Below are 24,038 nucleotides of genomic sequence, written 5' to 3' on the forward strand. Positions count from 1 at the left end.
GGGCTCAGACCGGCGCGCCCGCCGGGGCCACCGGTGCCAGCTCCTGCGTCAGGTCCTCCGCCAGCAGCCGCTTCGCGATCACGTCGACCGCCGCGCGCAGCCGGGTGTCGTCCGGGCGCTCGCCGTCCTCGCCCAGCTGGTCGTTGAGCCAGCGCGCCCAGGCGTCGTTGATGGTCCGGGCCTCGCGGCTGCCGGCCGCGGTGTGCTGGAACAGATGGCCGTCCCCGGTGAGGAAGCCCTCCTCGATCATGCGGTCGAAGACCGGCACCAGGACCTCCGGCGGAATCCGGTGCCGGGACGCGATCAGCCGGAGCCCCGCGTGGCCGACCATCCGCGTGAACAGCTCGACCTGCATCACCGCCCAGGCGCCCGCCATGTCGAGCCGGGTGTCCGACTCCACGACGATCCGCCGCGCCGTCTCCGGGTCCACCCGCCGCAGCACCTTGGCCACCGAGAACTCCAGCAGCCGGGCCGAATCCTGGGTGTTCGGCGAGGCGAAGCCCTCACCCATGTCCGTCGAGCCCGCCCGTACGGTGTCCCGCAGCTTCACCTGCTTCAGGAACAGCGCGACGACGAACCCGAGCAGCGCCACGGGCACCGTCCACAGGAACACCGTGTGCAGCGTGTCCGCGTAAGCCTGGGCCAGCGGCTCCGACTGGGCGGCGGGCAGCGAGTGCAGCCCCTCCGGGCTCTGCGACGCCTTCGCGAGGACGGCCGGATCGCCGCCCGCCCGCGCGGCCTCGGCGATCCCGTCCCTGAGGTGCGGGCCGAGGGCGTTCGCGTAGATCGTCCCGAAGACGGCGGTGCCGAAGGAGCTGCCGAGCGTACGGAAGAAGGTGACGCCCGAGGTCGCCGTGCCCAGGTCCGCGTAGTCCACGGTGTTCTGCACGGCGATCGTCAGGACCTGCATGGAGAGCCCGATGCCGATGCCGAGCACCAGCATGTACAGCGACTCCAGCCAGACCCCGCTGTCCGGGCCCATCCGGGAGAGCAGGAACAGACCCGCCGCCATGACCAGCGAGCCGATGATCGGGAAGATCCGGTAGCGGCCGGTCTTGCTGACCACGTTGCCGCTGAAGATCGACGCGGCGAGCAGACCGACGACCATCGGCAGCGTCCGCACCCCCGAGAGGGTCGCCGAGTCGCCGTCCACGTACTGGAGATACGTCGGCAGGAAGATCATCGCGCCGAGCATCGCGAACCCGACGATGAAGCTGAGGATCGAGCAGACCGTGAAGACCGGGTTGCCGAAGAGCCGCATCGGCAGCATCGGTTCCTTCGCCCGGAACTCGACCAGGCAGAACAGCGCGAGCGCCACCAGCCCGAGGACGAACAGGCCGATGATGACCCCGGAGCCCCAGGCGTATTCGTTGCCGCCCCAGCTGGTGGCCAGGATCAGGGCGCTGGCCCCGACCGTGACCATCGCGATGCCCAGGTAGTCGATGACCGGCCGCCCGGCCGCCTTCACGGACGGGATCGTCCGGGCCGCCGCGATGACCACCACGATCGCGATCGGCACATTGACGTAGAACGCCCAGCGCCAGGTCAGATGGTCGGTGAACAGCCCGCCGAGCAGCGGGCCGATCACCGTCGACACACCGAAGACGGCACCGATCGCGCCCTGGTACTTGCCGCGGTCGCGCAGCGGGATGACGTCGGCGATCAGCGCCATCGAGGTGACCATCAGCCCGCCCGCGCCGATGCCCTGGAGGCCGCGCCACACGATCAGCAGCGTCATGTTCGTCGCGAGCCCGCAGAGGAACGAACCGGTGATGAAGATGACCGCGGACAGCTGGAAGACGATCTTCCGCCCGAACAGGTCGCCGAACTTGCCGACCAGCACCGTCGCCACGGTCTCCGCGAGCAGATAGGCGGTGACCACCCACGACATATGGGCGGCGCCCCCGAGGTCCGAGACGATCGTCGGCAGCGCGGTGCCCACGATCGTCTGGTCCAGCGCGGCCAGCAGGATGCCCAGCACGATCGTGGCGAAGACGATGTTGCGGCGGCGCGGATCGAGCACGGGCGGCGCGGCGGCACTCTGCGCGGCGGGGGCGGTCTCGCTGGCAGTGGTCACCTTCGCACCCTCACATCGCGTCGCGTCACCCGCATGCGGGGCACGTCCGGACGTGTCAGCCCAGGAGGTCCCGCAGCGAGGCCGTCATCCGGGCGGCGAATGCCTCCCGCACGGGGGCGGGTACCCGGTCCAGCGACAGATACGGGTTGAGGTCTTCCAGTTCTACGAGGAGCAGCCGGCCGTCCGCCGTGCGGCAGGCGTCCACCCGCTGGATGCCGTGGTCCAGGGTGTTCCACTCCACGAAGGACCGGGCGAACGCCAGGTCCGCCGCGCTCGCCGGGTACGGCTCAAGGACCCATCGCCGCTCCGGGTCCGGGGCGTGCAGCGCGTACTGGAAGTCGTGGTCGACGTAATAGAAGGACACCTCGTAGCGGAAGTCGATCCGGGGCTGGACGAGCAGGGTCCCGTCGGCGCCCGGGTCGAGCCGCGGCGCCGTCACGAAGCGCAGGCCCACCGAGTCCGCGCCCAGCTTCGGCTTGACGACATAGCCCTCGGCGTCCGGCAGCAGCCCGAGGTCCGCCGCCCGGTCCACGGTGGGTATGACCGGGTATCCGGCCCGGCTCAGGTCCACGAGGTACTGCTTGCCCGCCATGTCCCCGCGCCCGGTCAGCGGGTTGTAGACCCGGCTGCCCAGCTCCCGTGCCCGGGCGCGGAACGCGTCGTACGCCTCCTGGTAGTGCAGGACCGGGCCGCTGTTGCGTACGACGACGGCGTCGAAGCCGTCCAGCAGGGCGGCGGCGTCGCGCGGGTGGCAGAGCGCGAGGTCGAAGCTCTCGCGCAGCCGCGCCGTCAGTCCGATGTCCTCGTCGCAGTAGCGCCGGCCGCGCGCCTCGTAGGCGAGGTCGGTGACGAAGAGGACGGACGGGCGCGGGACGGCGGGCATGACGTTTCCCCCGGGTGCGGCGGTGGTACGGACCCGCCCATCCTCGCCGGACCGTCCTCGCGCCCGCCCGCCGCCCCCGCGCTCAGCGGATGTGCCGCCCCGAGATCGCCCGCGCGATGACCAGGCGCTGGATCTCGCTGGTCCCCTCGAAGATCGTGTAGATCTTCGCGTCCCGGTACATCCGCTCCACCGGATGCTCCCGGCTGTAGCCGGCGCCGCCCAGGATCTGGACGGCCTTCTCCGTGGCGGCCACCGCGAGTTCGCCCGCGCGGAGCTTGGACATGGAGCCCTGTCCGGCGTCGAAGGTACGGTCGTTGCGGGCCATCCACGCGGCCTGCCAGATCAGCAGCCGTACGGCCTCGATCTCGGTACGCAGATCGGCCAGGGCGAACGCGATCGACTGGTTCTCGATGATCGGCCGCCCGAACGCCTCGCGGTCGCCCGCGTACTCCAGCGCGTATTCGTACGCGGCGCGCGCGATGCCGAGCGCCTGGGCGCCGACCGTGGGGCGGCTGACCTCGAAGGTGGCCATCGCGGCCTGCCCCTTGGCGGTGGAGCCCTCGCGGGCGCGGGCGAGGCGGGCGTCCAGCTTCTCCTTGCCGCCGAGCAGGCAGTGCCCCGGCACCCGTACGTCGTCCAGGAAGACGTCCGCCGTGTGCGAGGCGCGCAGCCCCAGCTTCTTGATGGTGCGGCTCGCCGCCAGGCCCTCGGTGCCCGGGGGCACGATGAACGCGGCCTGCCCGCGCGCGCCGAGCGCCGGGTCGACCGAGGCGACGACGACATGGACCTCGGCGATCCCGCCGTTGGTGATCCACGCCTTCTGGCCGGAGATCACCCACTCGTCCTTCGCCTCGTCGTACCGGGCCTTCGTGGCCATCGCGGAGACGTCGGAGCCGGCCTGCGGTTCGGACACGCAGAACGCCGCGACCTTCGGGTCGTCCTCGTCGCCGTAGCACTGCGGCACCCACTCGGCGAGCTGGTCCGGGGTGCCGGAGGCGAAGATCCCGGCGACGGCGAGCGAGGTGCCGAACAGGGCCATGCCGATGCCGGCGTCGCCCCAGAACAGCTCCTCGTTGGCTATCTGGAGGGAGAGCCCCGACGGGTCGCCGTACATGTCGGCCAGCGATTCGAATCCGTAGAGGCCGATCCGGGCGGCCTCCTGGATGACGGGCCAGGGCGTCTCCTCGCGGGCGTCCCACTCGGCCGCCGCCGGGCGCACCACCTGGGCGGCGAAGCCGTGCACCCAGTTGCGCAGGTCCTGCTGCTCCTCGGTGAGCGCGAGGGAGAAGTAGCTCATCGGCTCACGCCTTCGGGATGTCGAAGTAGCGCGTGAGCCCCGAGGCCAGGCCGACGTCACCGGCCACCTTCAGCTTGCGCATCATGAACATGGTGATGGGGTTGCCGTTCCCGGAGACCAGCTTCAGGAACTCCGCGTCCGCCATGACCAGCGTCGTACGCGGCTCCGCGGCCGAGCGGCCCTCGCTGACGGCACAGCGGCCGTCCGCGATCGAGGTCTCGTAGACCACGTCCGTGTCACCGGTGATCTTCCAGCGGATCAGCGCCGTGAGCGCCCCGGCCGCCTCCGGGCGGAACTGCTGCTTCATCCGGCCGAAGACCTCGCCGAGCACCCGGGTGCGCAGCTCCCCGTGCATGACCTCGGCGAGCTGCTTGGCGGACAGCCCCTTCACGATCCGCGCGAACTCCTCGGGGGAGACGGCCGCGAAGTCGAGGGCGGCCAGTTCGCCGGTGACATTGCCGCTGCTGTTGTCGGCCACGCCAGTTCCTTACTCTGGAGTAAACTTACTTTTGAGTAAGGTAAGGGCGTGGCGGCCTCTTCGCAAGGTGCGGGAACGCGGCACCGCACGGGTCACCAGGCGGAACAGGGGCGCACCACCAGCCGGGGGTGGTGGGCGGCGAGCACCTTGTTGGCGCGGGCCAGCTCCGACAGGGCGAGCTCGCGGTCGGCCTGGTCCTCGATGCCCAGCCGGGGCCCCCGGAACCTGCGCACCTCCCGCGCGGCGCAGTCGGCGTCGAGCTCGGCCCGGAGGATGTGCGCGGGGGTGCAGGCGCCGATCAGCGCGGCGATGCGGTCCGGGATCGGGACGGGGACGAGGAGGTGCGAGGCGGTCATGGGGGGTTCCCTCTCGATGGTGGCCAGGAGGTCGGGCGTCGGGCCGCCGGGTGGGCGGACCGACTCCACTCCATATAACGAGACGCAGTTCCTGGTTTCTCGTTGAGTACGTCTCCGTGTGGCAACCGTTTGGGAATGACCGGCTTTTTCCCCTTACCTGCAAGTAGGTTGACTTCGCGTGAGGTGCTCGTCGGGCCGAAGGTGCGTCGCGCGCTGTTCAGATGGGTGTGTCGTTGCTGCGAGCCCGCAGCTGCATGGCGCGGAGCACGGTCTCCGTCGAGAACCGCGCCTCCGGGTCGACCAGTTGATCGCCGAAGATCGATTCCAGATTGCGCATCCGGTAGCGGACGGTCTGGGGGTGTACGTCGAGCAGCTCGCCCATCTGGGCCGCCGTGCCCCGGGTGTCGAGCCAGATCCTGAGGGTTTCGATGAGCCGTTCGCGCCGGTTGGCGCTGATGTTGGCCATCGGGGCGAGTTCGCGGCGCGCGAGCTGGTCGAGCAGGACCGGGTCGGAGAGCAGCCACAGGGTGATGAGGTGGTCGTCGCAGAGGATCGCCGGCGCGTCCTCGATGACGCCCGCGTCCACGAGTTCCAGCACCCGCCGCGCCCAGCGGACCGAGTCCGATGCCAGCGACGAGGGGACGGTCAGGCCGATGGCGGCGCGGACGCCCGGCAGGGCGTGTTCGAGCATGCGTCTTCGCATGTCGTCGAAGGGGCCCGGGATCAGTAAGTGCGGCTGCGGATCGGTGAAGTCGACCAGTACGTCGCGGTCGATCGCCAGCCGGTCCAGATCGGGGGACGGGCGCACCGCGACGAGCGTCACCTCGTCCGGCAGCGTCCAGCCGGTCTGCTCGCACAGCTCCGCGATGGCCACGCGCGGCACCGGCCGCCCGGCCAGGATCAGATGCAGCAGCCTGCGCCGCAAGGTGTCCGTGTGGTCGTCGGAGGCCGACCTCACCTCCAAGTACCCTTCGCGCGACAGGGCTTCCAGCTCGTCCACGTAACTGAACAGCGCGTCCGCGAACGTCAGCATCATGGTGGGGGAGAGGTTGTAGCGCCTGCCGATCTTCTTCGCCCGGCGCAGCGCGACCCGGGCGCCCAGCCGGTAGGCCCCCTGCAACTGGTCCAGGCTGCGCCCCTCGTACGCCTCGAACCGGCCGAACCTGCGGCACATCTCGTCGCGCAGCGCGGAGGGGGCGGCCGGCTCGGCCACCTGGTCCACGAACACGGAGATGCTCTGTTCGACGCCGACCCGGATGCCCTGGCCGTACGGGCCGTCGAGGAGTCGCGCGTACTCGGGATAGGCGCGGGTGACCTCAAGGCCGATCTCCTTGATGAGGCTGGGCAGTTCGGGCCGCACGATCGTGGCGAACTCCTGCGGCAGCGGTCCCAGCGGCTCTCCCAGCTCCGAGGGCTGCGCGACTCCCGGCATACCTTGACCCCTTCTTGCTCTTCTTCTTGCTCTTCGGCGCCCGATGGGGGGTGACGGACGGGAGAGCGCTCCCACCCGTCCTCAGGTGCGTACCAACATCGGCTGCCGAAGATAGTCCACGTATGTGGCTCTGAACACAGGCAGGACAAGACGAAATGTATGGGCCATGTATCGGCTGTTTTCAGCCACCGCTTCGGTGCGCCTCCGCGCTTGGGGCCGGCTCGCGGATCACTCGTGCGGTGCTGATGCGGGAGGTCGGATTCCGGTAATGCGGCGGTGGCTCCGACGCGTGCTTCCGGCGTGCTTCCGGGCTCCCCGGACAATGCCGCCTGCGCTATTCGCGGTGAATTCCACTGCGTCGGCAGGGGGAAGTCAAGAGTGCGGAGGTGTGCCGGGGGAGCTTGTGCGGCAGGGCTGTGACGTGGGGCGTTGGGCTGCGACGGGGGTCGTACCCTCACCGGGTGAGCAGGGGTGGGAGCGTCCGCCTCGGCGGAACTGCTCACTTCTCGATAAAAAATCGGCGGACCGTACTCGCCCCGCAAGCAATTTCTGAGAGAGAACGATGATTGTGGAGATTCTTTGTTCCAGCGTGTTGCGGAGCGACATTACTCGCCCGTAGCGTCATCGCCGAACGCAAGAGGTCGAGCAGCCCGTCAGGTCGGACTGCCACATTCCTGTCTCGTGACCCCCCACTCCGGGAGCGCCCCTTACCCGGCCGGAAGTGGCCCCCCGGTGTAGGTCACACACCCTCGAAGGGAACCGGATTCCGTGAACACCCTTGCACGTAGAGCCGCACTCGTCACCGCCGCCGCCGCCGCTGCCCTCGGGATGGCGGTGACCACGGCCTCCGCCGGCACCACGTCCTCGTGGTCGGCGACGCCCAGCGGCGCGTACACCGCCCACGCGGACTACCCGACGCTGGACGTCCCGCTCGCCAACCTGGTGTGCGACTCGTCCGACGTCAACACGGGCGACATCAACGCCAGCAGCGCCACCGGTGCCAACATGGCCACCATCACCGACATCGACTTCACCAACTGCACGGTCGCCGGACTCAGCTTCGACGTCACGATGACCGCGACCCCGTGGACGATCAACGTCACCGGTGTGGACCCCGCGAACGCCAACCAGGTCAAGGGCAACGTCACCGGCATCGCCGCCCACATCGAGGGCTTCGGCTGCTCGGCCGACTTCGCCGGCAAGGTCTACGGGTACTACGACAACAGCTCCGGGGACCTGGTCATCGACGGGACCGGCACCGAGCTGACGGCGATCGACGCCGACTGCATGGGCCTGGTCAACATCGGCGACGTGGCGCTCTTCAACGCTTCGTACCACGTCGACGTCACCTCCACCCACACGTCGCCGGTGATCACCACCCCGTAAGTCCGCTGGAGCACCACAGGTACGGGCCGGGCGCGGAGCCTCTCCGCGGCCGGCCCGGCCTTCTCGTTACGGGCGTCATGCGAGGCGCCCCGATCGTGAGGAAGTGAACGCGTGAAACGTCGTACGCGAAGATCCGCCGCCGTCGTGGCGGCCGCCCTCGCAGTGGCCCTGGGCACCGCGGTCGCCCCGGCCGCGGCGGGAACCGCGTCCGTCCGGACGTTGTCGCCGCCCGGACCGTACATCGCCCATTCCTACGACCTGACTGCGCAGATGGCAGGCGCGATGACGTGCGACTACTCCGAGGCGGGCGGCTGGCTCGCCGCCACCGGCCCGGTCGTCGCCGATGTCAGCTCCTTCATGGCCACCAACTGCGCGATCGTCGGGATGCCCGTCGATCTGCTGGTCACGTCGAGTCCTTGGCAGGTCGTCGCCCAGGGCCCGAGCACCTCGAACCCCAACGTGGACCTGGTCCTCGTCCAGGGGGTCGCCATCCACGTCGAGGGCCCCATCTGCTCCGTCGACCTCACCGGCTCCCTCGACGGGGCCTTCGACACCACCACCGATGTCCTGACCGTCGACGACCAGCTGTCCGCGTCCGACGCCGACTGCCTCGGCCTCGTCAACGACGGTGACCTGGTCCCGGTCACCGCCACGTACCAGGTCGTCGGCTAAGGGGTGTCCCGCAGGGCGAGTTCCGAAAGCCCCGCACATCGGCCCCGGTACGCACCACCCGCTCGCACCTCGTGGAGGACACCCCCGATATGTACACCCAGAAACCCGTGACCCGTGCGGGGCGTTCCGTGCGGGTCGCCTCCGTCGCCGGACTGGCCCTGCTCGCCGGGCTGTTGTCCGGCGCGGGCTCGGCCGCCGACGAGAACGCGGAGCCCGCCGGCCTCGCGGCCACCTGCGGAACCGAGGACGGCGGCGAGGCGGCCGCGGCGGCCTCGGTGGCCCTGTCGGTGGACGTACCGGCGACCGGCGAGGTCGACCGGCCCGTGCAGCCGGGCCCGGTGACCCTCACCCTGACGCTCGCGCGCTCCGGTCTCGCCGGACTGCTGCCGGAGGGAACCGAAGCCGTCGTGAGCCGGGCGGCCCTCACCGTGAGGGTCGCCCAGAACGGCGCGTCGGCCGAGGCGCCATGGCAGCTGACGGCCCCCAGCACGCCCCTCGGGCCCGACGACGACCTGGTGCTCGTACACACCGGCGAGGTCCCCCACGTCACCTTCGGGGCCGCGGGCGACGTCGACTTCTCCCTCGGGGAGTTCACCGTCGAACTGCTGACGGCCACGGCGACCGGGGCAGAGGCCCCGCCGACCCTCGCCACCCTGACGTGCCGGCTGAACGACGGGGAGGACGGACATCTCGCGACCACGCGGGTGACCGACGGCTCCGGCACCCGGCCGTCCGGCACCCCCGCGACGCCCACCGACCCGGCAGGCGGCGCGGGCCGGGCGGAGCGGCAGGACATCGCGGTGGAACCGGCGGCGGCGGCCGACGGCGACGAGGAGCCCGACTTCTGCCCGGTGGAACCCCCCGTGGGTGAACTGGACGCGAGCGAGGCACCCCAGCCGCCACCGGGCGACCCCGTCCGCATCACGGTCATCCCCACCGGCGGAACGTTCAGCTGCGCCAACGCGCTGGGGCTGGCCAACGTGCACAAGCTGAACGGGGCCATGATCATCAACGACCCCGATGCCCCGGCGCTCATCAGCGTGCTCGCGACGCAGCGGGTGGCGACACGTGCGACGAACGCCCAGGGCGGGCCCTACACCCGTATCGACTCGCTCGCGAACCTGGATCTGCCGGACGCCGAATCCACCTTCCTCACCTTCGGGTTCCAGCCGGTGACCGCGAAGGTGTCGTTCGAGAACGGGCCGATCACCATCTCGACCGGCAGCTACGGCGTGCCGCCCAACAGGGTCTCCTTCTCCACCGCCTACTTCACCCAGTCCCTGCGGCTCCACGACGTGAAGGTCAACGGCACCCCGCTGGACGTGGGGAACGACTGCAGGACGTCGAAGCCGTTCAAGGTGGTGCTGGACGGCGGCGCCAGCTACACGAACGTGGCGCTGGGCGGCATCCTGGAGGGCGAGGTCGACATCCCGGCCTTCACCGGCTGCGGCACGGGCGGCGAGGACCTCAACCCGCTCTTCACCGCCTCCATCTCGGGCCCCGGCAACCGGGTCTTCATGAACCAGGCGCCCACCTGCATTCCGGCCAACCCCACCCGGTCGTACTGCCCGCCGCCGCTGCCCACGCTCCCCGGCTCCGAGTCCTGAGCGCCGGCCGCGAGCCCGGAACACACCGAAGGGGCCACCTCCGCGAGGAGGCGGCCCCTTCGGGGCTCCACGGTACGGGGGCGGCTACCGCACGGCCGAGTGCCAGTACTGCGACAGCAGCTTGCCCGCGTCGGGCGCGGTGTCACGCGGCTTGTTCATCGTCGCCACGTACGTCTGGGCGTCGTCCAGCGTGACGTGGTTGTCGCCGGAGGCCGAGGGCAGGCCGGTCTTGAGGTTGACCGCCCAGTTGAGCGAGCCCAGCAGCCCGCAGCCGTTGGTGCCGGGGACCGCGTACGTCGTGTCGGTCTGGGTGGCACCCAGGAGGCTGAGCCGGTTCAGCGGTCCGGCCGTGTCCGAGGTGCCGTCACCGGCGAACTTCTGGCTGCCGACGGCCGGCTGTGTCAGGTTCTGCGGCTTGAGCAGGATCGGGTCCGAGGCGGAACCGATGTAGCACTTGTCACCCAGGAGCGGGTTCTCCAGGTGGATGCGGACGGGGAGGGTGAGGATCGGCTTGCCGGTCGTTGTCCCGGCCAGGAGCTGGAAGCCGGTCGGGTTGTTGACCGACTCGATGGTCGCCGTCACCCGGTTCAGGCCGGCGTCGGTGAGGGTGTTGCAGAGGCCCGTGATGACCGGGACGTCGTTCGGGCACATCAGCCCGAGCAGGCCGCCCGGCACCTTCGCGGAGTCGGCGATGAGCGCGCCGCCCTTGGGGGAGATCACGGTGGACGTGCCGCCCGGGTGGTTGATCACACCGACCTGGAGGTCGCTGGCGCCGACCGGCACCTCGGTGTTGCCCAGTTTGATGGAGCCGCTCGCCGAGTGGGACGACACACAGATGGCGGTGTCCGTCGCCCCGTCCACCGCCAGCATGGCGGGGTCGTCGACCGGGCAGCGGCTGAAGGGCGCCCAGTTGCCGTTCAGCGTCGTGGCGGCCGTGGCCGAGCCGATCGACGCGACGGCGGCGAGCGCGGTGAAGGAGGCCAGCAGCCCCACACGTACCCGGTTCGAGGTTCTCATGTCTTCCCCTTGTTTCCGATGTGCGCAGCGAATTGAGCACGGAATGCGGAATGCGGGTGCCGGGACGGCGTCGGACGGGGCCGGTACGAAATCCCATTCACCGAGCCGTGAGGTTACTGGCGGGAAACACCGGGGCACAATGCCGCCGTATGAGATTCTGTGGACGGCATGTGCATCTCCGTCAGGGGTGAGTACGGAATCCGGCCGTCTTGTCACTTCGTGCGCAGACTCGCGCCGGCACCGCGGTGACTCCGGCCCGCCGGATATCCGGAATCCTGCCCGCCGCTTGTGTATTCGAGCCGGTCGCGAGCGCTTCTCGATGCGCTGCGCGGCGTGCGGATGCCGCCGGCCGGGCCCGGAACTTGTCACCCGGCGACAGTTTTTCCGGCCGCCCTGCTCAGTCGATGAGGAAGAACCGACCCCTTCGCGCTCTCGCGGGAAAACTTGATGACCTGGTATTGCGGCCCAGGTTACCCACCCGTAGCGTCGCCTCCGTCAGCAACTCCTCCGGCGCGTCCGGAGGTTGCCCACCCGTCGGCGGGGAGCCCGGACGCAAATCCGGCCCCCTGGGCCGCGGGGTTCCGGCCTGCACCGACGGACGGCAGTGCGCAGTACTTCACAAGATCGGAACCAGGATTTGTCATCCGATGACAAACGGACCGGATCTTTGCGAATGGGCTGCTCAAGGGCTTGTCCTGGCGGTGCCGGTGAACTTAACGTGCGCCCCTCGGCGCATTTCTGTCACTTCGTGAGCGCACGCAGGAGGTGGGATGGGAATCGAAGTAGTGGTCGAAGGGCTTACCAAGTCTTTCGGCAAGCAGAACATCTGGCAGGATGTGTCGCTCACGCTTCCCGCAGGCGAGGTCAGCGTCATGCTCGGCCCGTCCGGGACGGGAAAGACGGTGTTCCTCAAATCCATCATCGGCCTCCTCAAACCTGAGCACGGGCGCGTTCTCGTCAATGGCGTCGACATGGTGAACGGGTCCGAGCGGGACATCATGGAGACACGCAAGCTCTTCGGTCTCATGTTCCAGGACGGCGCCCTTTTCGGCTCGATGTCCCTGTTCGACAACATCGCGTTCCCGCTCCGGGAGCACACCCGTAAGAAGGAATCCGAGATCCGCCGCATCGTCATGGAGCGGATCGACGTCGTCGGCCTCCTCGGGGCCGAGAACAAGCTCCCCGGCGAGATATCCGGCGGCATGCGCAAGCGCGCCGGCCTCGCCCGGGCCCTCGTCCTCGACCCGCAGATCATCCTCTGCGACGAACCGGACTCCGGCCTCGACCCGGTCCGCACCGCGTACATCTCCCAGCTCCTCGTCGACCTCAACGCGCAGATCGACGCGACGATGCTCATCGTCACCCACAACCTCGACATCGCCTCCACGGTGCCCGACAACATGGGGATGCTGTTCTGCCGCAACCTCGTCACCTTCGGGCCGCGCGAGGTGCTGCTCACCAGCGACCTGCCCGTCGTCAACCAGTTCCTCGCCGGCCGCTGCGAGGGGCCGATCGGCATGTCCGAGGAGAAGGACGCCGCCACCCTCGCCGCCGAGGAACTGAACGGCTACGGACAGGGCATCAGCTCGGCCAACGCCCCGCGCACCGTCGTCCCCCAGCTGGAGCCCTCGCCCGGCCTGCCGGTGCGCCAGGGCGCCCTGCGCCGCCGGGAACGCGTCATGTCGATGCTCGGCGAGCTGCCGGAGGCGGCCCGTACCGCCATCCTCAACAGCTACAGCCCGGCCGTGGGCGGTGGACGCCTGTGACCGCCCCGATGCCCGTACGGCCCCCCGGCGAACCGGAGCCGGTGGACCGCGCCCCGGAGCCCGCGAAGGCGCCCGAGGCCCCGCGCCCCAGCAAGCTCGCCGCACCCCTGCGCGAGACCGGGCGGCTGTTCGCGCTGGCCGGGACCGTGACCCGGGAGACCTTCCGACGGCCCTTCCAGGTACGGGAGTTCATCGAGCAGTTCTGGTTCGTCGCCAGCGTCACCATCCTGCCCGCCGCCCTCGTCTCCATCCCGTTCGGCGCGGTCATCGCCCTCCAGGTCGGCTCACTCACCCAGCAGCTCGGCGCCCAGTCCTTCACCGGCGGCGCCAGCGTCCTCGCCGTCATCCAGCAGGCCAGCCCGATCATCGTGGCCCTGCTGGTCTCCGGGGCCGCCGGGTCCGCGATCTGCGCCGACCTCGGCTCCCGCAAGATCCGCGAGGAACTGGACGCCATGGAGGTCATGGGCGTCTCTCCCGTGCAGCGCCTGGTCGTCCCGCGGGTGCTCGCCACCATGCTCGTCGCCGTCCTGCTCAACGGCCTCGTCTCGGTCGTCGGCACCCTCGGCGGCTATTTCTTCAACGTGATCCTCCAGCACGGCACCCCGGGCGCGTACCTCTCCAGCTTCTCCGCCCTCGCCCAACTGCCCGACCTCTACGTCAGCGAGGTCAAGGCGCTGATCTTCGGTTTCATCGCGGGCATCGTCGCCGCCTATCGCGGCCTCAACCCGCGCGGCGGTCCGAAGGGGGTGGGCGACGCGGTCAACCAGTCCGTCGTCATCACCTTCATGCTGCTGTTCTTTGTGAACATGGTCCTCACGGCGATCTACCTTCAGATCGTCCCCGCGAAGGGGAGCTGACCCATGTCAATGCTCGGCTGGCTCGACAGATCCGGTGACCAGCTCACCTTCTACGTACGGGCACTGATCTGGATCCCGCGCACCCTGCGCCGCTACCTCAAAGAGGTCCAGCGCCTCCTGGCCGAGGTCGCCTTCGGCAGCGGCGGCCTCGGGGTCGTAGGCGGCACCATCGGCGTGATGATCGCGATGACCCTGGCCACCGGCACGGTCGTCGGACTCCAGGGCTACGCGGCCCTCAACCAGATCGGCACCGCCGCGTTCACCGGCTTCATCTCCGCGTACTTCAACACCCGCGAGATCGCCCCGCTCGTCGCCGGACTCGCCCTCTCCGCGACCGTCGGGGCCGGCTTCACCGCGCAGCTCGGCGCCATGCGCATCAACGAGGAGGTCGACGGCCTCGAATCGATGGGTGTGCGCTCCATGCCCTACCTCGTCACCACGCGCATCATCGCCGGGGTCGTCGCGATCATCCCGCTGTACGCGATCGGGCTGCTCTCCTCGTACGTCGCGTCCCGCTACGTCACCGTCCTGTTCAACGGACAGTCCGCGGGCACGTACGACCACTACTTCAACCTCTTCCTGTCCCCGGCGGACGTGCTCCTGTCGGTGCTCAAGGTGCTGATCTTCAGCGTGATGGTGATCCTCGCCCACTGCTACTACGGCTTCCACGCCACCGGCGGGCCCGCCGGGGTGGGCGTGGCCGTCGGCCGCTCCGTGCGGAACGCGATCGTGCTGATCAGCGTCACCGACTTCTTCCTCTCGCTCGCCATCTGGGGCGCCACGACGACGGTGAAGGTGGCCGGCTGATGACCACACGCACCACCCGGGCCACCGCCCGCAGAACCGCCGGAATCGCCTTCTTCCTGGTGCCCGCCGTCCTCATCTGGGTCTCGGTCGCGGTGTACGAGAAGGACTTCACGCACGACGCGACCGTCACCGTACGCACATCCAGCGTCGGCAACGAGATGCACGAGAACGCCGACGTGAAGCTGCGCGGCGTCGTCGTCGGCCAGGTACGCGACATCGCCGCCGACGGCGAAGGGGCCCGGCTCACCCTCGCCATCAAGCCGGACAAGCTGGACCGCATCCCGGCCGACGTCACCGCCCAGATGCTGCCCACCACCCTCTTCGGGGAACGGTTCGTCGCCCTCGTACCGCCCCCCGTGCCCTCCACGAAGACGCTCGGCGCCGGCGACGTCATCCCGCAGGACCGGTCCAGCAACGCCATCGAGCTGGAAGAGGTCCTCGACAACGTCCTGCCGCTGCTCACCGCCGTGAAGCCGGAGAAGCTGTCCGCCACCCTCAACGCGGTCTCCACCGCACTGGAGGGCCGGGGCGAGAAGCTCGGCGACACCCTGGTGAAGCTGGACGCCCACCTCAAGAAGTTCAACCCCCAACTCCCCACGCTCAACGAGGACATCAAAGAACTCGTCAAGGTGAGCCGGCTCTACGCGGACGCCGCCCCCGACGTCCTGGACGCCCTCACCGACTTCACCACCACGAGCGGCACCCTCGCCGAACAGCAGGCGAACCTCGCCAACGTGTACGGCTCCACCACCGCGTCCGCCCGCGACGTCACCGCCTTCCTCCAGCGCAACAAGGACAACCTCATCCGGCTCGCCGCCAGCGGCAGGCCCACCCTGGAGACCCTGGCGAAATACGCGTCGGAGTTCCCCTGCACCCTGCGCACCGTGGCCAACTTCGTCCCGGCCATGGACAAGGCGCTCGGCAAGGGCACCGACCAGCCCGGGCTGCACGTCACCCTCAAGACCGTGCCGTCCAAGGGCAAGTACGTCGCCGGCAAGGACACCCCGGTCTACAACGCGACCGGCGGACCGCACTGCTACTCCATCCCGTACGTCGGCCAGACCGTGCCCACCGCCGACGCCAGGACCACCGCCGGCACCGCCCCGGCCGGCCCGGACCCGGCCACGCCGGTCGAGGTCCCGGCGGCCGACCCGTCGCTGGGCATGCCCAACTCGCCGCAGGAGAGCCGGCTCGTCAACGAGCTGGTCGCTCCCTCACTGAAAGTCCGGCCGCAGGCCCTGCCCGAGTGGAGCAGCGTGCTCATCGGACCGGCCTTCCGCGGTGTGGAGGTGAAGCTCAAGTGAAGCGCCGTTCCATCGCGGGACCGCTCGCGAAATCGATCGTGTTCATCGTGGTGACGAGCCTGGCCACCACGGTCCTCGCCCTGTCCATCGCCAACACCGGTGTGGGCGACACCCGTTCGTACAAGGCCCGGTTCACCGACGCCACCGGGCTCATCGTCGGGGACAGCGTCCGCGTCGCCGGCGTCAAGGTCGGCCAGGTCGAATCGGTGAAGGTCGCCGACCGCAGGGTCGCCGAGGTCTCCTTCAGCGTCCGCAGGAGCAAGAAGCTCCCGGCCTCCGTGACCGCGTCGATCAAATACCTCAACATGGTCGGCCAGCGCTATATCGACCTGGACCAGGGCGCGGGCCCCGTCGGCGAGTCCTTCGCCCCGGGCGCCACGATCCCGCTGTCGCGCACCACCCCGGCGCTCGACCTGACCCAGCTCTTCAACGGCTTCCAGCCCCTCTTCGAAGGGCTCTCGCCGCCCGACGTCAACGAGCTGGCCGGCTCCATCGTCCAGGTGCTCCAGGGCGAGGGCGGCACCGTCGACTCCATCCTCCAGCACGTCGGCTCGCTGACCGGCACGGTCGCCGCCAAGGACAAGGTGATCGGCGAGGTGATCAAGAACCTCAACGCGGTCCTGAAGACGGTCAACGACCGGGAAGCCGGCTTCAACGACCTGGTCGACACCCTCCAGGCCCTCGTCACCGGCTTCGCGGGCGACCGCAAGCCGCTCGGCGAGGCCGTCACCGCGATGGGCGCGCTCACCACGGTCACCGCCGGCCTCTTCGAGGACGGACGCAAACCCCTCAAGGACGACATCAAGCAGCTCGGCCGGCTCTCCGGGAACCTGGCCGACAACACCCCGAAGATCGAGAACTTCCTCCAGAAGACCCCGGCCAAGATGGAAGCCATCAGCCGCCTCACCTCGTACGGCTCCTGGCTCAACCTCTACCTCTGCGAGGCCAAGGTCAGCGGCGTGACGACGAGCGACGGCAGCACCCCGCCGACCGGCATCGAGATCACCCAGCCGAGGTGCCTGTCATGATCAAGCCGATACGCCACCGCAACCCCGTCGCCGTGGGCATCGTGGGCCTGCTCCTGCTCGCCCTCATCGGATTCGGCGCCTACCGGGCCGACTCGCTCCCCTTCATCGGCGGCGGCACCAGCTACAGCGCCGACTTCACCGAGTCCGCCGGACTCGGGACGGGCGACGAGGTCCGCATCGCCGGCGTCAAGGTCGGCAAGGTCACCGGCGTCTCCCTGGACGGCGCCAAGGTGAAGGTCACCTTCAAGGTCAAGGACGCCTGGATCGGCAACGCCAGCACCGTGGGCATCGCCATCAAGACGCTCCTCGGCGAGAAGTACCTCGCCGTCGACCCGCTCGGCGACGCCCCGCAGGACCCGGACGAGCGCATCACGGCCTCCCGCACCACATCCCCGTACGACGTCACCCAGGCGTTCAACGGACTGGGCGAGACCATCGGGGAGATCGACACCAAGCAGCTCGCCAAGAGCTTCGAGACGATCTCCGCCACCTTCAAGGACTCCCCGCCCGATGTGAAGAGCGCCGCCAAAGGGCTCTCCGCGCTGTCGAAGACCGTCTCCGAACGCGACGCCCAGCTGGCGACCCTGCTCAAGGGCAGCAAGCAGCTCACCAAGACCCTCGCCAACAAGAAGAGCGGCTTCGAAACCCTCCTGGACGACGGCAATCTGCTCCTCGGCGAGATCCAGGCCCGCCGCGACTCCATCCACCTGCTGCTCACCGGCACCCGCGACCTGGGCACCCAGCTCACCGGTCTCGTCTCCGACAACAACAAGCAGCTGAAGCCGACCCTCAAGGCGCTCGGCCGGGTCACCGCGGTGCTCAAGAAGAACCGCAAGAGCCTCGACCAGGTGCTCGCGCTCGCCGGCTCCTACAACCGGCTCGTCGGCAACACCCTCGGCAACGGCCGCTGGTTCGACAACTACGTCTGCGGTGTCGTCCCGAAGAACTACCTGCCCGCGAACACCCCCCCGGCGACCGGCTGCATGCCTCCGAAGCAGGAAGGCGGGCACTGAGATGAGACTCACCCGCGTCATCGGCATCGGCGCCGGCCTCGTCGTCGTGGCCGTCGCCGCCACCTCCGGGGTCATGGCCCTGGAGGAGGAGGAAGGCACCACCGTCACCGCCTACTTCGACCAGGTCACCGGCGTCTACGCCGGGTCCGACCTGCGCATACTCGGCGTACGCGTCGGCCGCGTCGAATCCGTCGAACCACGCGGCAAGGACGTCAAGGTCGTCCTGCACATCGACAAGGGCATCCAGGTCCCCAAGGACGCGCACGCCGTCGTCGTCGCCCCCAGCCTGGTCGCCGACCGGTACGTCCAGCTCGCCCCCGCCTACACCGGGGGAGCGGCCATGCGGGACGGCGCCCAGCTGCCCGCGGCCGACAACGCGGTCCCGGTGGAGGTCGACCAGCTCTACGCCTCCATCACCGAACTCTCCACCGCGCTCGGCCCGGACGGGGCGAACGCGGAAGGGGCCTTCGCCGGGCTCCTCGACACCGGGGCCCAGAACCTCAAGGGCAACGGCAAGGACATCGGCGACTCCATCGAGCAGTTCGGCAAGGCCACCAAGACCCTGGACAAGTCGAGCGGCAACCTCTTCAGCACGCTGTCCTACCTCCAGACCTTCACCACCATGCTGAAGGACAACGACGGCAACGTCCGCGCCGCCGAGAAGCAGCTGAACTCCGTCACCGGCTTCCTCGCCGACGACAAGAAGAACCTCGGCGCCGCCCTCAAGGAACTCGGCACCGCCCTCGGCCAGGTGAAGACCTTCATCAAGGACAACCGGGGCGAGCTCAAGAAGAACGTGGACGCCCTCGTGCCGATCACCCAGGCCCTCGTCGACCAGCGCGCCTCGCTGGCCGAGTCGATGGACGTCCTGCCGCTCTCGGCGGGCAACGTCCTCAACGCGTACGACCCCGAGCACCGCACGCTCAACGGCCGGACCAACCTCAACGAGCTCAGCATGGGCGGCCCGCTCCTCGAATCGAGCCTCGCCCTCCAGGGGCTCTCCCCGGTGGACGCCGAACGGCAACAGGCGCTTCCCGCACTGCCGCTCCCCGCCGTGGGCACGGTCTACGGCACCCCGAAGGACGCCAAGGAGACGAAGGGGGCGAACCGATGAACCGGCGACCGCGCAGACCCGCGGCCCTCGGCAGCACGGGCGGACCAGTGCTCGTCGCGCTCGGCCTGTGCTGCACCCTCTTCGTCACCGGATGCGGAGCCCCGCACTTCTCCGGTATCGAGGACCTGCCGCTGCCCGGCGGCGCCGACCTCGGCGACCACCCGTACGAGATCACCGCGGACTTCGGGGACGTGCTCAGCCTCTCCCCGCAGTCCTCGGTCAGGGTCAACGACGTCGCCGTCGGCCGGGTCACCAAGATCTCGCTGGCGCCCGACGGCTGGCAGGCCCGGGTCACCATGAAGGTGAACGGCAAGATCGGCCTGCCCGCCAACTCCTACGCCCGGCTGGAACAGTCCAGCCTGCTCGGCGAGAAGTACGTCCAGCTCGCGCCGCCCGCCAAGGGCAAGGAGCAGGGCACCCTCGCCGACGGCGACCGCATCCCGCTCAGCCGCACCAACCGCAACCCCGAGGTCGAAGAGGTCTTCGGCGCCCTGTCCATGCTCCTCAACGGCGGTGGCGTCCAGCAGCTCAAGACCATCACCACCGAACTCAACAAGGCCCTGAACGGGCAGGAACCCCAGGTCAAGTCCATGCTCCACCGGGTCGACAAGCTCGTCACCAACCTGGACGACCACCGCGGCGACATCACCGCCGCGCTCGACGGCGTCAACCGGCTCTCCAGCACCCTCGCCGGCCGCAAACAGCAGGTCGGCACCGTCCTCACCAAGCTCAGCCCCGGCATGAAGGTCCTGGAGAAGCAGCGCGGCTCCCTCATGACGATGCTCCGCTCCCTGGACACCCTCTCCGACGTCGCCGTCACCACCATCAACCGGAGCAAGGCGGACACCATCGCCGACCTCAAGGCCCTCGCCCCCACCCTGCGGGCCCTCGCCGACTCCGGCAACGACCTGCCCGACTCCCTCCAGGTGCTGCTCACCTACCCGTTCACGGACGAGGTGCTGCGCGGCGTGAAGGGCGACTACCTCAACGTGTACCTGGACCTGACGGCCGAACCCGGCACCCAGATCATCCCCGCCTACGACCCGGACCCGGAGACCCCGGCCGCCCAGTCCCAGGCGGTCGCCGGCGCCGGACTGCCGCTGCCCCTTCCCGCGGCCTCGGCGCCGACGACGAGCCGGCCCACGGACTCGAAGGGGAGCAACCGATGATCACCCTCGCCATCCGGCTCAAGAACATCGCCTTCCTCATCATCTCCGTGCTGGTGCTCGCCTACCTCGGAGTGCGCTACGCCGATCTCGGCCATTACGTCGGCATGCGCGACTACTACACGGTCAAGATGCAACTCCCGCGCACCGGCGGCCTCTTCACCCACTCCAACATCACCTACCGAGGGGTCTCGGTCGGCCGGGTCGGACCCATCGAGCTCACCGACGACGGTGTCGAGGCCGAGCTGCGGATCAACAAGTCCGCGCCCCGCATCCCCGACGACCTCAAGGCGGTCGTGGCCAACCTCTCCGCCGTCGGCGAGCAGTACGTCGACCTGCGGCCGACCCGCACCGAGGGCCCCTACCTCGGCAACGGCTCGGTCATCGACCAGGCCGAGACCACCGTCCCGGCGCCCGTGACCGACGTCCTCACCAGCGTCAACGACCTCACCTCCTCGGTCGACCTGGAATCGCTGCGCACCGTGGTGGACGAGTTCGGCACCGCGTTCAGCGGGCGCGGCGACGACCTCCAGGTCCTCCTGGACACCGGCAGCGAGTTCGTGGACGCCGCCGACGACGCGCTGCCCGTCAACACCCGGCTGATGGAGGACGGCAGGACCGTCCTGCGCACCCAGGTCGAACAGGGCGAAGCGCTCAAGGGGTTCGCCTCCGGCGCCAAGGAACTGGCCGCCCAGCTCAAGGGGTCCGACACCGATCTGCGCAAGCTGATCGCCGCCGCTCCCGACGCGACGAACCAGATCAGCGGACTGCTCCGGGACGTCGAACCCAGCTTCGGGGTCGTCGTCGCCAACCTCCTCACCACCTCCGACGTCGCCGTCACCCGCCAGCGCGGCCTGGAGGAACTGCTCGTGAAGCTGCCCGCCGTCGCGGCCGCCGGGTCCAGCGCGGTGGACGAGGACGGCGCCCGGTTCGGCATGTCCATCACCTTCTTCGAACCGCTGCCCTGCACCGCCGGCTACGAGGGCACGACCTACCGCAACGGCCTCGACCTCTCACCCGCCCCCGCCGTCAACACCAAGGCCCGCTGCACCGCCTCGCCCGGCACCGGCATCGACGTCCGGGGCAGCGCCAACGCCCCCACGGGCGGCCCGCTGCCCGCACCGGCGAAGGCCGGCGCGCTGCTCCTCGGGGACGGCAAGGGGGACCGGCTGCCCGGCGTGCTCGGCGCCGCGGCCGACGCGGCACCGGGGGCCCGGGGCATGGCCGGGCTGCTCGGCCTGGGACAGGAGGACGGCGAGTGAACCCCCGTACGCGAAGCCTCGGCGGCTGGGCCGTCCTGCTGATCGCGGCCCTCGTCTGCGCCCTGGGCGGCTGGTCGTACGCCCAGGCGCGCGGCGACGACGACCTGGCCTACGCCAAGAGCCGGGACGCCGCCCTCGCGGACGGCCGGCAGGCGCTGGCCCGGCTCAACACGCTGGACGGCAAGGACGCGACGAGCGTGGACGCGGGCCTGGCCGGCTGGCTGGAGTCCGCCACCGGCCCGTTGCACGACCAGCTGAAGCGGACCCGGAAGAAGGACGCCGCCGACCTCAAGGCGTCCGGTGCCACCGCGCGCGGCAAGGTCACCGACGCCGCGCTCACGGAGCTGGACGAGCGGACCGGCACCGCGCTGATGATCGCGACCGTGGACGTCGAGGTCACCCCGCGCACCGGCAAGGCGGGCACCGAGCGCAAACGTTTCGAGGCCACGCTCGCCCGGACCGGGGACGGCTGGAAGATCAAGGCGCTCACGGCGCTCGGCATAGGAGGCGGCGCATGAACACGGACGTCGAGGAGAAGCCGGCGGCAGCCGTCGAGCCGCCCGAGGACGCCGACGACACCGAGGACACCGGTACCCGCCCCGCCCGCCGGTGGCCGCGCGTCCTGGCCGCGGTCCTCGTCGTCGCCCTGCTCGCCGCCGGGGCCGTCATGTACGTGGCGGGGAGGCAGCTGCGGGACACGCCCGCCACGTCCAACCGGGCGCTGACCGACAGCGCGGCGACCGCCCAGGTGGCCGGCGAGGTCACCAACGCGCTCGGCAAGGTCTTCTCGTACAGCCCCGACGGCACCGCCGCCACCAAGGCGTCCGCGCAGAAGCTGCTCGCGGGCAAGGCGCTCCAGCAGTACGCGGCACTGTTCGGCCAGGTCGAGAAGCAGTCGGCGGACCAGAAGCTCACCCTCACCACCCATGTCGTGCGCGCCGGGGTGACCCGGCTGACGCCGGACAGCGCGCACCTGCTCGTCTTCCTCGACCAGGTCTACGAGCGCAAGGGCAAGGCGGCGAGCAAGGCGGCCGCGCAGCTGTCCGTCACGGCCCAACTGCGCGAAGGCCACTGGACGATCGTGGAGATCACCTCCCGGTAGCCCCCGAGAAGCAGCACCGCAGCACCGAGCACGGACAGCACAGCACGGCGGGACCGCCGGCAGGGAGAGGCAAGCGATGGCACGGGTAGCGATGACGAGGAATCCGCTGGTGGCGGCGGCGATCGTGCTGACGGTCGCGGCGGCCGGCGCCGCGGGCTGGGGCGGGGTGTCCCGGTACCGGGCGGGGCACGACGGCTCTGCCGCGTACGCCCAGACCCGCGACGAGGTGCTGGCGGCGGGGGAGCAGGCCGTGCAGAACATGAACACGCTCGACCACGCCCAGCTGGAGAAGGGGCTCGACAGCTGGGAGGACTCCACCACCGGGGACCTGCACCGGCAACTGGTCGACGGGCGGGACGGGTTCGTGAAGCAGATCCAGGAGGCGAAGACCGTCAGCACCGCGAAGGTGCTGGCCGGCGCGGTCACCGAGCTGGACGACCGGGCCGGGAAGGCCGGGGTCATGGTGGCGCTCCGGGTGACCGTGACCGCGCCCAAGGGCAAGCCCGCGGTGAAGGAGAGCCGGATGCTCGGCCAGCTCACCCGCACCCCCGACGGGTGGAAGCTCAGCGCCCTCGGCCAGGCGCCCGTCGGCAACACCGCCGGCTGACACCCCCGCCCCCGCACCGAGAGGAACCCGGACATGTCGACCACCCGTCACCTGGTCAACCGGCAGCGCCGCCTGGCCACCGTCGCCGCCGCCGAACGCGCCGCGACGACCGCCCCGCCCCGCCCCGGGCGCGGCCCGGACCCGGAAGAGGCAGCCGCCACGCGGGAAGAGGCGGTTCCGGAAAGCGAGGAGAGCGAGGAGAGCGAGGAGAGCGAGCAGGACGAAGGGGAGGCCGAGCCCGAGGCCAGGAAGGCAGCCCCCCGGCGCCGCCCCGGCCTCAGCCTGCCCGCCGTCCTCTGCGTCCTCACCCTCCTCCTCGGCGCCGTCGCCGCCTGGGCGTTCACCTCGGCGGCGAGCCTGCGCGACGACCCCAGCCGGCAGAACACCGCCCTGACCGACATCAGCCGCACCAGCGAGGTGAAGGGCCAGATCACCGAGGCCGTCGGCGCGGTCTTCTCGTACGACTACGCCTCACCCACCAAGGCCGAGGCGGCGGTGACGAGGTATCTGACCGGCAAGGCGGTCCAGCAGCACGCGGACATGCTCGCCGAGGTCCGGGAGCAGGCGCCGAAGCAGAAGCTGGTCCTCACCACGACCGTCACCGACAGCGGCGTGGAGATGCTCGACGGCGACCGCGCCCGGCTGCTGATCTACGCCGACCAGCGCAACACCCGCACCGGCAAGTCCGAGGAGACCACCTACGCCGCCGCGATGTTCAGCGTGGACGCGGTCCGCAAGGGCGGCAGCTGGCGGATCTCCGCCATTGACACGTTCACCCGGTGACCCAGGCGACCCCACCAAGGAGAC

23 protein-coding genes are annotated in these 24,038 nt (G+C 70.0%); 16 read left to right on the plus strand and 7 right to left on the minus strand.

The genetic code is table 11. The features are described from left to right. Positions 1-4: 4 nt before the first annotated feature. The 6 genes from OG338_RS26810 to OG338_RS26835 form a co-directional block, all read right to left on the minus strand. Positions 5-2,077, minus strand: a complete 2,073-nt coding sequence (locus OG338_RS26810; RefSeq protein WP_405939794.1) for an MDR family MFS transporter — start codon at positions 2,075-2,077, stop codon at positions 5-7. A gap of 55 nt (positions 2,078-2,132) precedes the next feature. Beyond that, the gene (locus tag OG338_RS26815; RefSeq protein ID WP_405939795.1) at positions 2,133-2,960 is read right to left on the minus strand and encodes a hypothetical protein; all 828 of its coding nucleotides are present in this window, start codon (positions 2,958-2,960) and stop codon (positions 2,133-2,135) included. 82 nt (positions 2,961-3,042) lie between these two features. After that, entirely contained in the window at positions 3,043-4,257 is a 1,215-nt protein-coding gene (locus tag OG338_RS26820; protein WP_405939796.1) for an acyl-CoA dehydrogenase family protein, read from the minus strand. Positions 4,258-4,261: 4 nt separating this feature from the next. Continuing rightward, positions 4,262-4,735 (minus strand): SCP2 sterol-binding domain-containing protein, encoded by a 474-nt coding sequence (locus OG338_RS26825; RefSeq protein ID WP_405939797.1) that lies wholly within the window; start codon positions 4,733-4,735, stop codon positions 4,262-4,264. Between the two features lie 92 nt (positions 4,736-4,827). Then, positions 4,828-5,091 (minus strand): hypothetical protein, encoded by a 264-nt coding sequence (locus tag OG338_RS26830; protein ID WP_405939798.1) that lies wholly within the window; start codon positions 5,089-5,091, stop codon positions 4,828-4,830. A 217-nt stretch (positions 5,092-5,308) separates the two neighbouring features. Next, positions 5,309-6,523, minus strand: a complete 1,215-nt coding sequence (locus OG338_RS26835; RefSeq protein ID WP_161208666.1) for a helix-turn-helix domain-containing protein — start codon at positions 6,521-6,523, stop codon at positions 5,309-5,311. Positions 6,524-7,291: 768 nt separating this feature from the next. Between OG338_RS26835 and OG338_RS26840 the strand changes: the two genes are divergently transcribed. The 3 genes from OG338_RS26840 to OG338_RS26850 all read left to right on the plus strand — a co-directional run bounded on the left by OG338_RS26840 (position 7,292) and on the right by OG338_RS26850 (position 10,188). Next, on the plus strand, positions 7,292-7,909 hold the full coding sequence (locus tag OG338_RS26840) for a hypothetical protein (protein WP_405939799.1): 618 nt from the start codon (positions 7,292-7,294) through the stop codon (positions 7,907-7,909). A 111-nt stretch (positions 7,910-8,020) separates the two neighbouring features. Then, the gene (locus OG338_RS26845) at positions 8,021-8,581 is read left to right on the plus strand and encodes a hypothetical protein (protein ID WP_405939800.1); all 561 of its coding nucleotides are present in this window, start codon (positions 8,021-8,023) and stop codon (positions 8,579-8,581) included. Between the two features lie 89 nt (positions 8,582-8,670). Then, complete coding sequence (locus OG338_RS26850; protein ID WP_405939801.1) at positions 8,671-10,188, plus strand: DUF6801 domain-containing protein; 1,518 nt, start codon at positions 8,671-8,673, stop codon at positions 10,186-10,188. An 84-nt stretch (positions 10,189-10,272) separates the two neighbouring features. Here the strand turns inward: OG338_RS26850 and OG338_RS26855 are convergent, their stop codons facing one another. After that, entirely contained in the window at positions 10,273-11,205 is a 933-nt protein-coding gene (locus tag OG338_RS26855) for a hypothetical protein (protein ID WP_405939802.1), read from the minus strand. A 770-nt stretch (positions 11,206-11,975) separates the two neighbouring features. Here OG338_RS26855 and OG338_RS26860 point away from each other — a divergent pair. From OG338_RS26860 to OG338_RS26920, 13 genes are all read left to right on the plus strand, one after another. Beyond that, entirely contained in the window at positions 11,976-12,971 is a 996-nt protein-coding gene (locus OG338_RS26860) for an ABC transporter ATP-binding protein (protein ID WP_405939803.1), read from the plus strand. Beyond that, positions 12,968-13,828, plus strand: coding sequence for an ABC transporter permease (locus tag OG338_RS26865; RefSeq protein WP_018100211.1), 861 nt, complete (start codon positions 12,968-12,970; stop codon positions 13,826-13,828). The genes OG338_RS26860 and OG338_RS26865 overlap by 4 nt, the downstream gene beginning before the upstream one ends. Positions 13,829-13,831: 3 nt before the next feature. Then, positions 13,832-14,635 (plus strand): ABC transporter permease, encoded by an 804-nt coding sequence (locus tag OG338_RS26870; protein WP_026171148.1) that lies wholly within the window; start codon positions 13,832-13,834, stop codon positions 14,633-14,635. Beyond that, entirely contained in the window at positions 14,635-15,939 is a 1,305-nt protein-coding gene (locus tag OG338_RS26875; protein WP_405939804.1) for an MCE family protein, read from the plus strand. The genes OG338_RS26870 and OG338_RS26875 overlap by 1 nt, the downstream gene beginning before the upstream one ends. Further along, positions 15,936-16,967 (plus strand): MCE family protein, encoded by a 1,032-nt coding sequence (locus OG338_RS26880; protein ID WP_405939805.1) that lies wholly within the window; start codon positions 15,936-15,938, stop codon positions 16,965-16,967. The genes OG338_RS26875 and OG338_RS26880 overlap by 4 nt, the downstream gene beginning before the upstream one ends. Further along, complete coding sequence (locus OG338_RS26885) at positions 16,964-17,980, plus strand: MCE family protein (RefSeq protein WP_405939806.1); 1,017 nt, start codon at positions 16,964-16,966, stop codon at positions 17,978-17,980. Before OG338_RS26880 ends, OG338_RS26885 begins: the two co-directional genes overlap by 4 nt. A 1-nt stretch (position 17,981) precedes the next feature. Beyond that, entirely contained in the window at positions 17,982-19,094 is a 1,113-nt protein-coding gene (locus OG338_RS26890; protein ID WP_405939807.1) for an MCE family protein, read from the plus strand. Next, positions 19,091-20,263 carry an MCE family protein gene (locus OG338_RS26895; protein WP_405939808.1) on the plus strand — a complete coding sequence of 391 codons (1,173 nt, stop codon included), beginning with the start codon at positions 19,091-19,093 and terminating at the stop codon, positions 20,261-20,263. Before OG338_RS26890 ends, OG338_RS26895 begins: the two co-directional genes overlap by 4 nt. Beyond that, a complete protein-coding gene (locus OG338_RS26900; protein WP_405939809.1) occupies positions 20,260-21,522 on the plus strand; it encodes an MCE family protein in 1,263 nt (420 codons plus the stop codon). The genes OG338_RS26895 and OG338_RS26900 overlap by 4 nt, the downstream gene beginning before the upstream one ends. Next, on the plus strand, positions 21,519-22,040 hold the full coding sequence (locus OG338_RS26905) for a hypothetical protein (protein ID WP_405939810.1): 522 nt from the start codon (positions 21,519-21,521) through the stop codon (positions 22,038-22,040). Before OG338_RS26900 ends, OG338_RS26905 begins: the two co-directional genes overlap by 4 nt. Next, positions 22,037-22,624 (plus strand): hypothetical protein, encoded by a 588-nt coding sequence (locus OG338_RS26910; protein ID WP_405939811.1) that lies wholly within the window; start codon positions 22,037-22,039, stop codon positions 22,622-22,624. Before OG338_RS26905 ends, OG338_RS26910 begins: the two co-directional genes overlap by 4 nt. Positions 22,625-22,700: 76 nt before the next feature. Continuing rightward, a complete protein-coding gene (locus OG338_RS26915; RefSeq protein ID WP_405939812.1) occupies positions 22,701-23,231 on the plus strand; it encodes a nuclear transport factor 2 family protein in 531 nt (176 codons plus the stop codon). A gap of 33 nt (positions 23,232-23,264) precedes the next feature. After that, the gene (locus tag OG338_RS26920) at positions 23,265-24,014 is read left to right on the plus strand and encodes a hypothetical protein (protein WP_405939813.1); all 750 of its coding nucleotides are present in this window, start codon (positions 23,265-23,267) and stop codon (positions 24,012-24,014) included. Positions 24,015-24,038 lie beyond the last annotated feature (24 nt).

The organism is Streptomyces sp. NBC_00726 (assembly GCF_045161735.1).
Lineage (GTDB): Bacteria > Actinomycetota > Actinomycetes > Streptomycetales > Streptomycetaceae > Streptomyces.

Bases quoted from the DNA above. Each gene is read 5' to 3' on its own strand.
- OG338_RS26815 (WP_405939795.1), bottom strand. From the start codon at position 2,960: ATGCCCGCCGTCCCGCGCCCGTCCGTCCTCTTCGTCACCGACCTCGCC.
- OG338_RS26850 (WP_405939801.1), top strand. From the start codon at position 8,671: ATGTACACCCAGAAACCCGTGACCCGTGCGGGGCGTTCCGTGCGGGTC.
- OG338_RS26855 (WP_405939802.1), bottom strand. From the start codon at position 11,205: ATGAGAACCTCGAACCGGGTACGTGTGGGGCTGCTGGCCTCCTTCACC.
- OG338_RS26820 (WP_405939796.1), bottom strand. From the start codon at position 4,257: ATGAGCTACTTCTCCCTCGCGCTCACCGAGGAGCAGCAGGACCTGCGC.
- OG338_RS26890 (WP_405939807.1), top strand. From the start codon at position 17,982: ATGAGACTCACCCGCGTCATCGGCATCGGCGCCGGCCTCGTCGTCGTG.
- OG338_RS26875 (WP_405939804.1), top strand. From the start codon at position 14,635: ATGACCACACGCACCACCCGGGCCACCGCCCGCAGAACCGCCGGAATC.
- OG338_RS26860 (WP_405939803.1), top strand. From the start codon at position 11,976: ATGGGAATCGAAGTAGTGGTCGAAGGGCTTACCAAGTCTTTCGGCAAG.
- OG338_RS26870 (WP_026171148.1), top strand. From the start codon at position 13,832: ATGTCAATGCTCGGCTGGCTCGACAGATCCGGTGACCAGCTCACCTTC.
- OG338_RS26830 (WP_405939798.1), bottom strand. From the start codon at position 5,091: ATGACCGCCTCGCACCTCCTCGTCCCCGTCCCGATCCCGGACCGCATC.
- OG338_RS26895 (WP_405939808.1), top strand. From the start codon at position 19,091: ATGAACCGGCGACCGCGCAGACCCGCGGCCCTCGGCAGCACGGGCGGA.
- OG338_RS26910 (WP_405939811.1), top strand. From the start codon at position 22,037: ATGAACACGGACGTCGAGGAGAAGCCGGCGGCAGCCGTCGAGCCGCCC.
- OG338_RS26885 (WP_405939806.1), top strand. From the start codon at position 16,964: ATGATCAAGCCGATACGCCACCGCAACCCCGTCGCCGTGGGCATCGTG.
- OG338_RS26915 (WP_405939812.1), top strand. From the start codon at position 22,701: ATGGCACGGGTAGCGATGACGAGGAATCCGCTGGTGGCGGCGGCGATC.
- OG338_RS26835 (WP_161208666.1), bottom strand. From the start codon at position 6,523: ATGCCGGGAGTCGCGCAGCCCTCGGAGCTGGGAGAGCCGCTGGGACCG.
- OG338_RS26920 (WP_405939813.1), top strand. From the start codon at position 23,265: ATGTCGACCACCCGTCACCTGGTCAACCGGCAGCGCCGCCTGGCCACC.
- OG338_RS26900 (WP_405939809.1), top strand. From the start codon at position 20,260: ATGATCACCCTCGCCATCCGGCTCAAGAACATCGCCTTCCTCATCATC.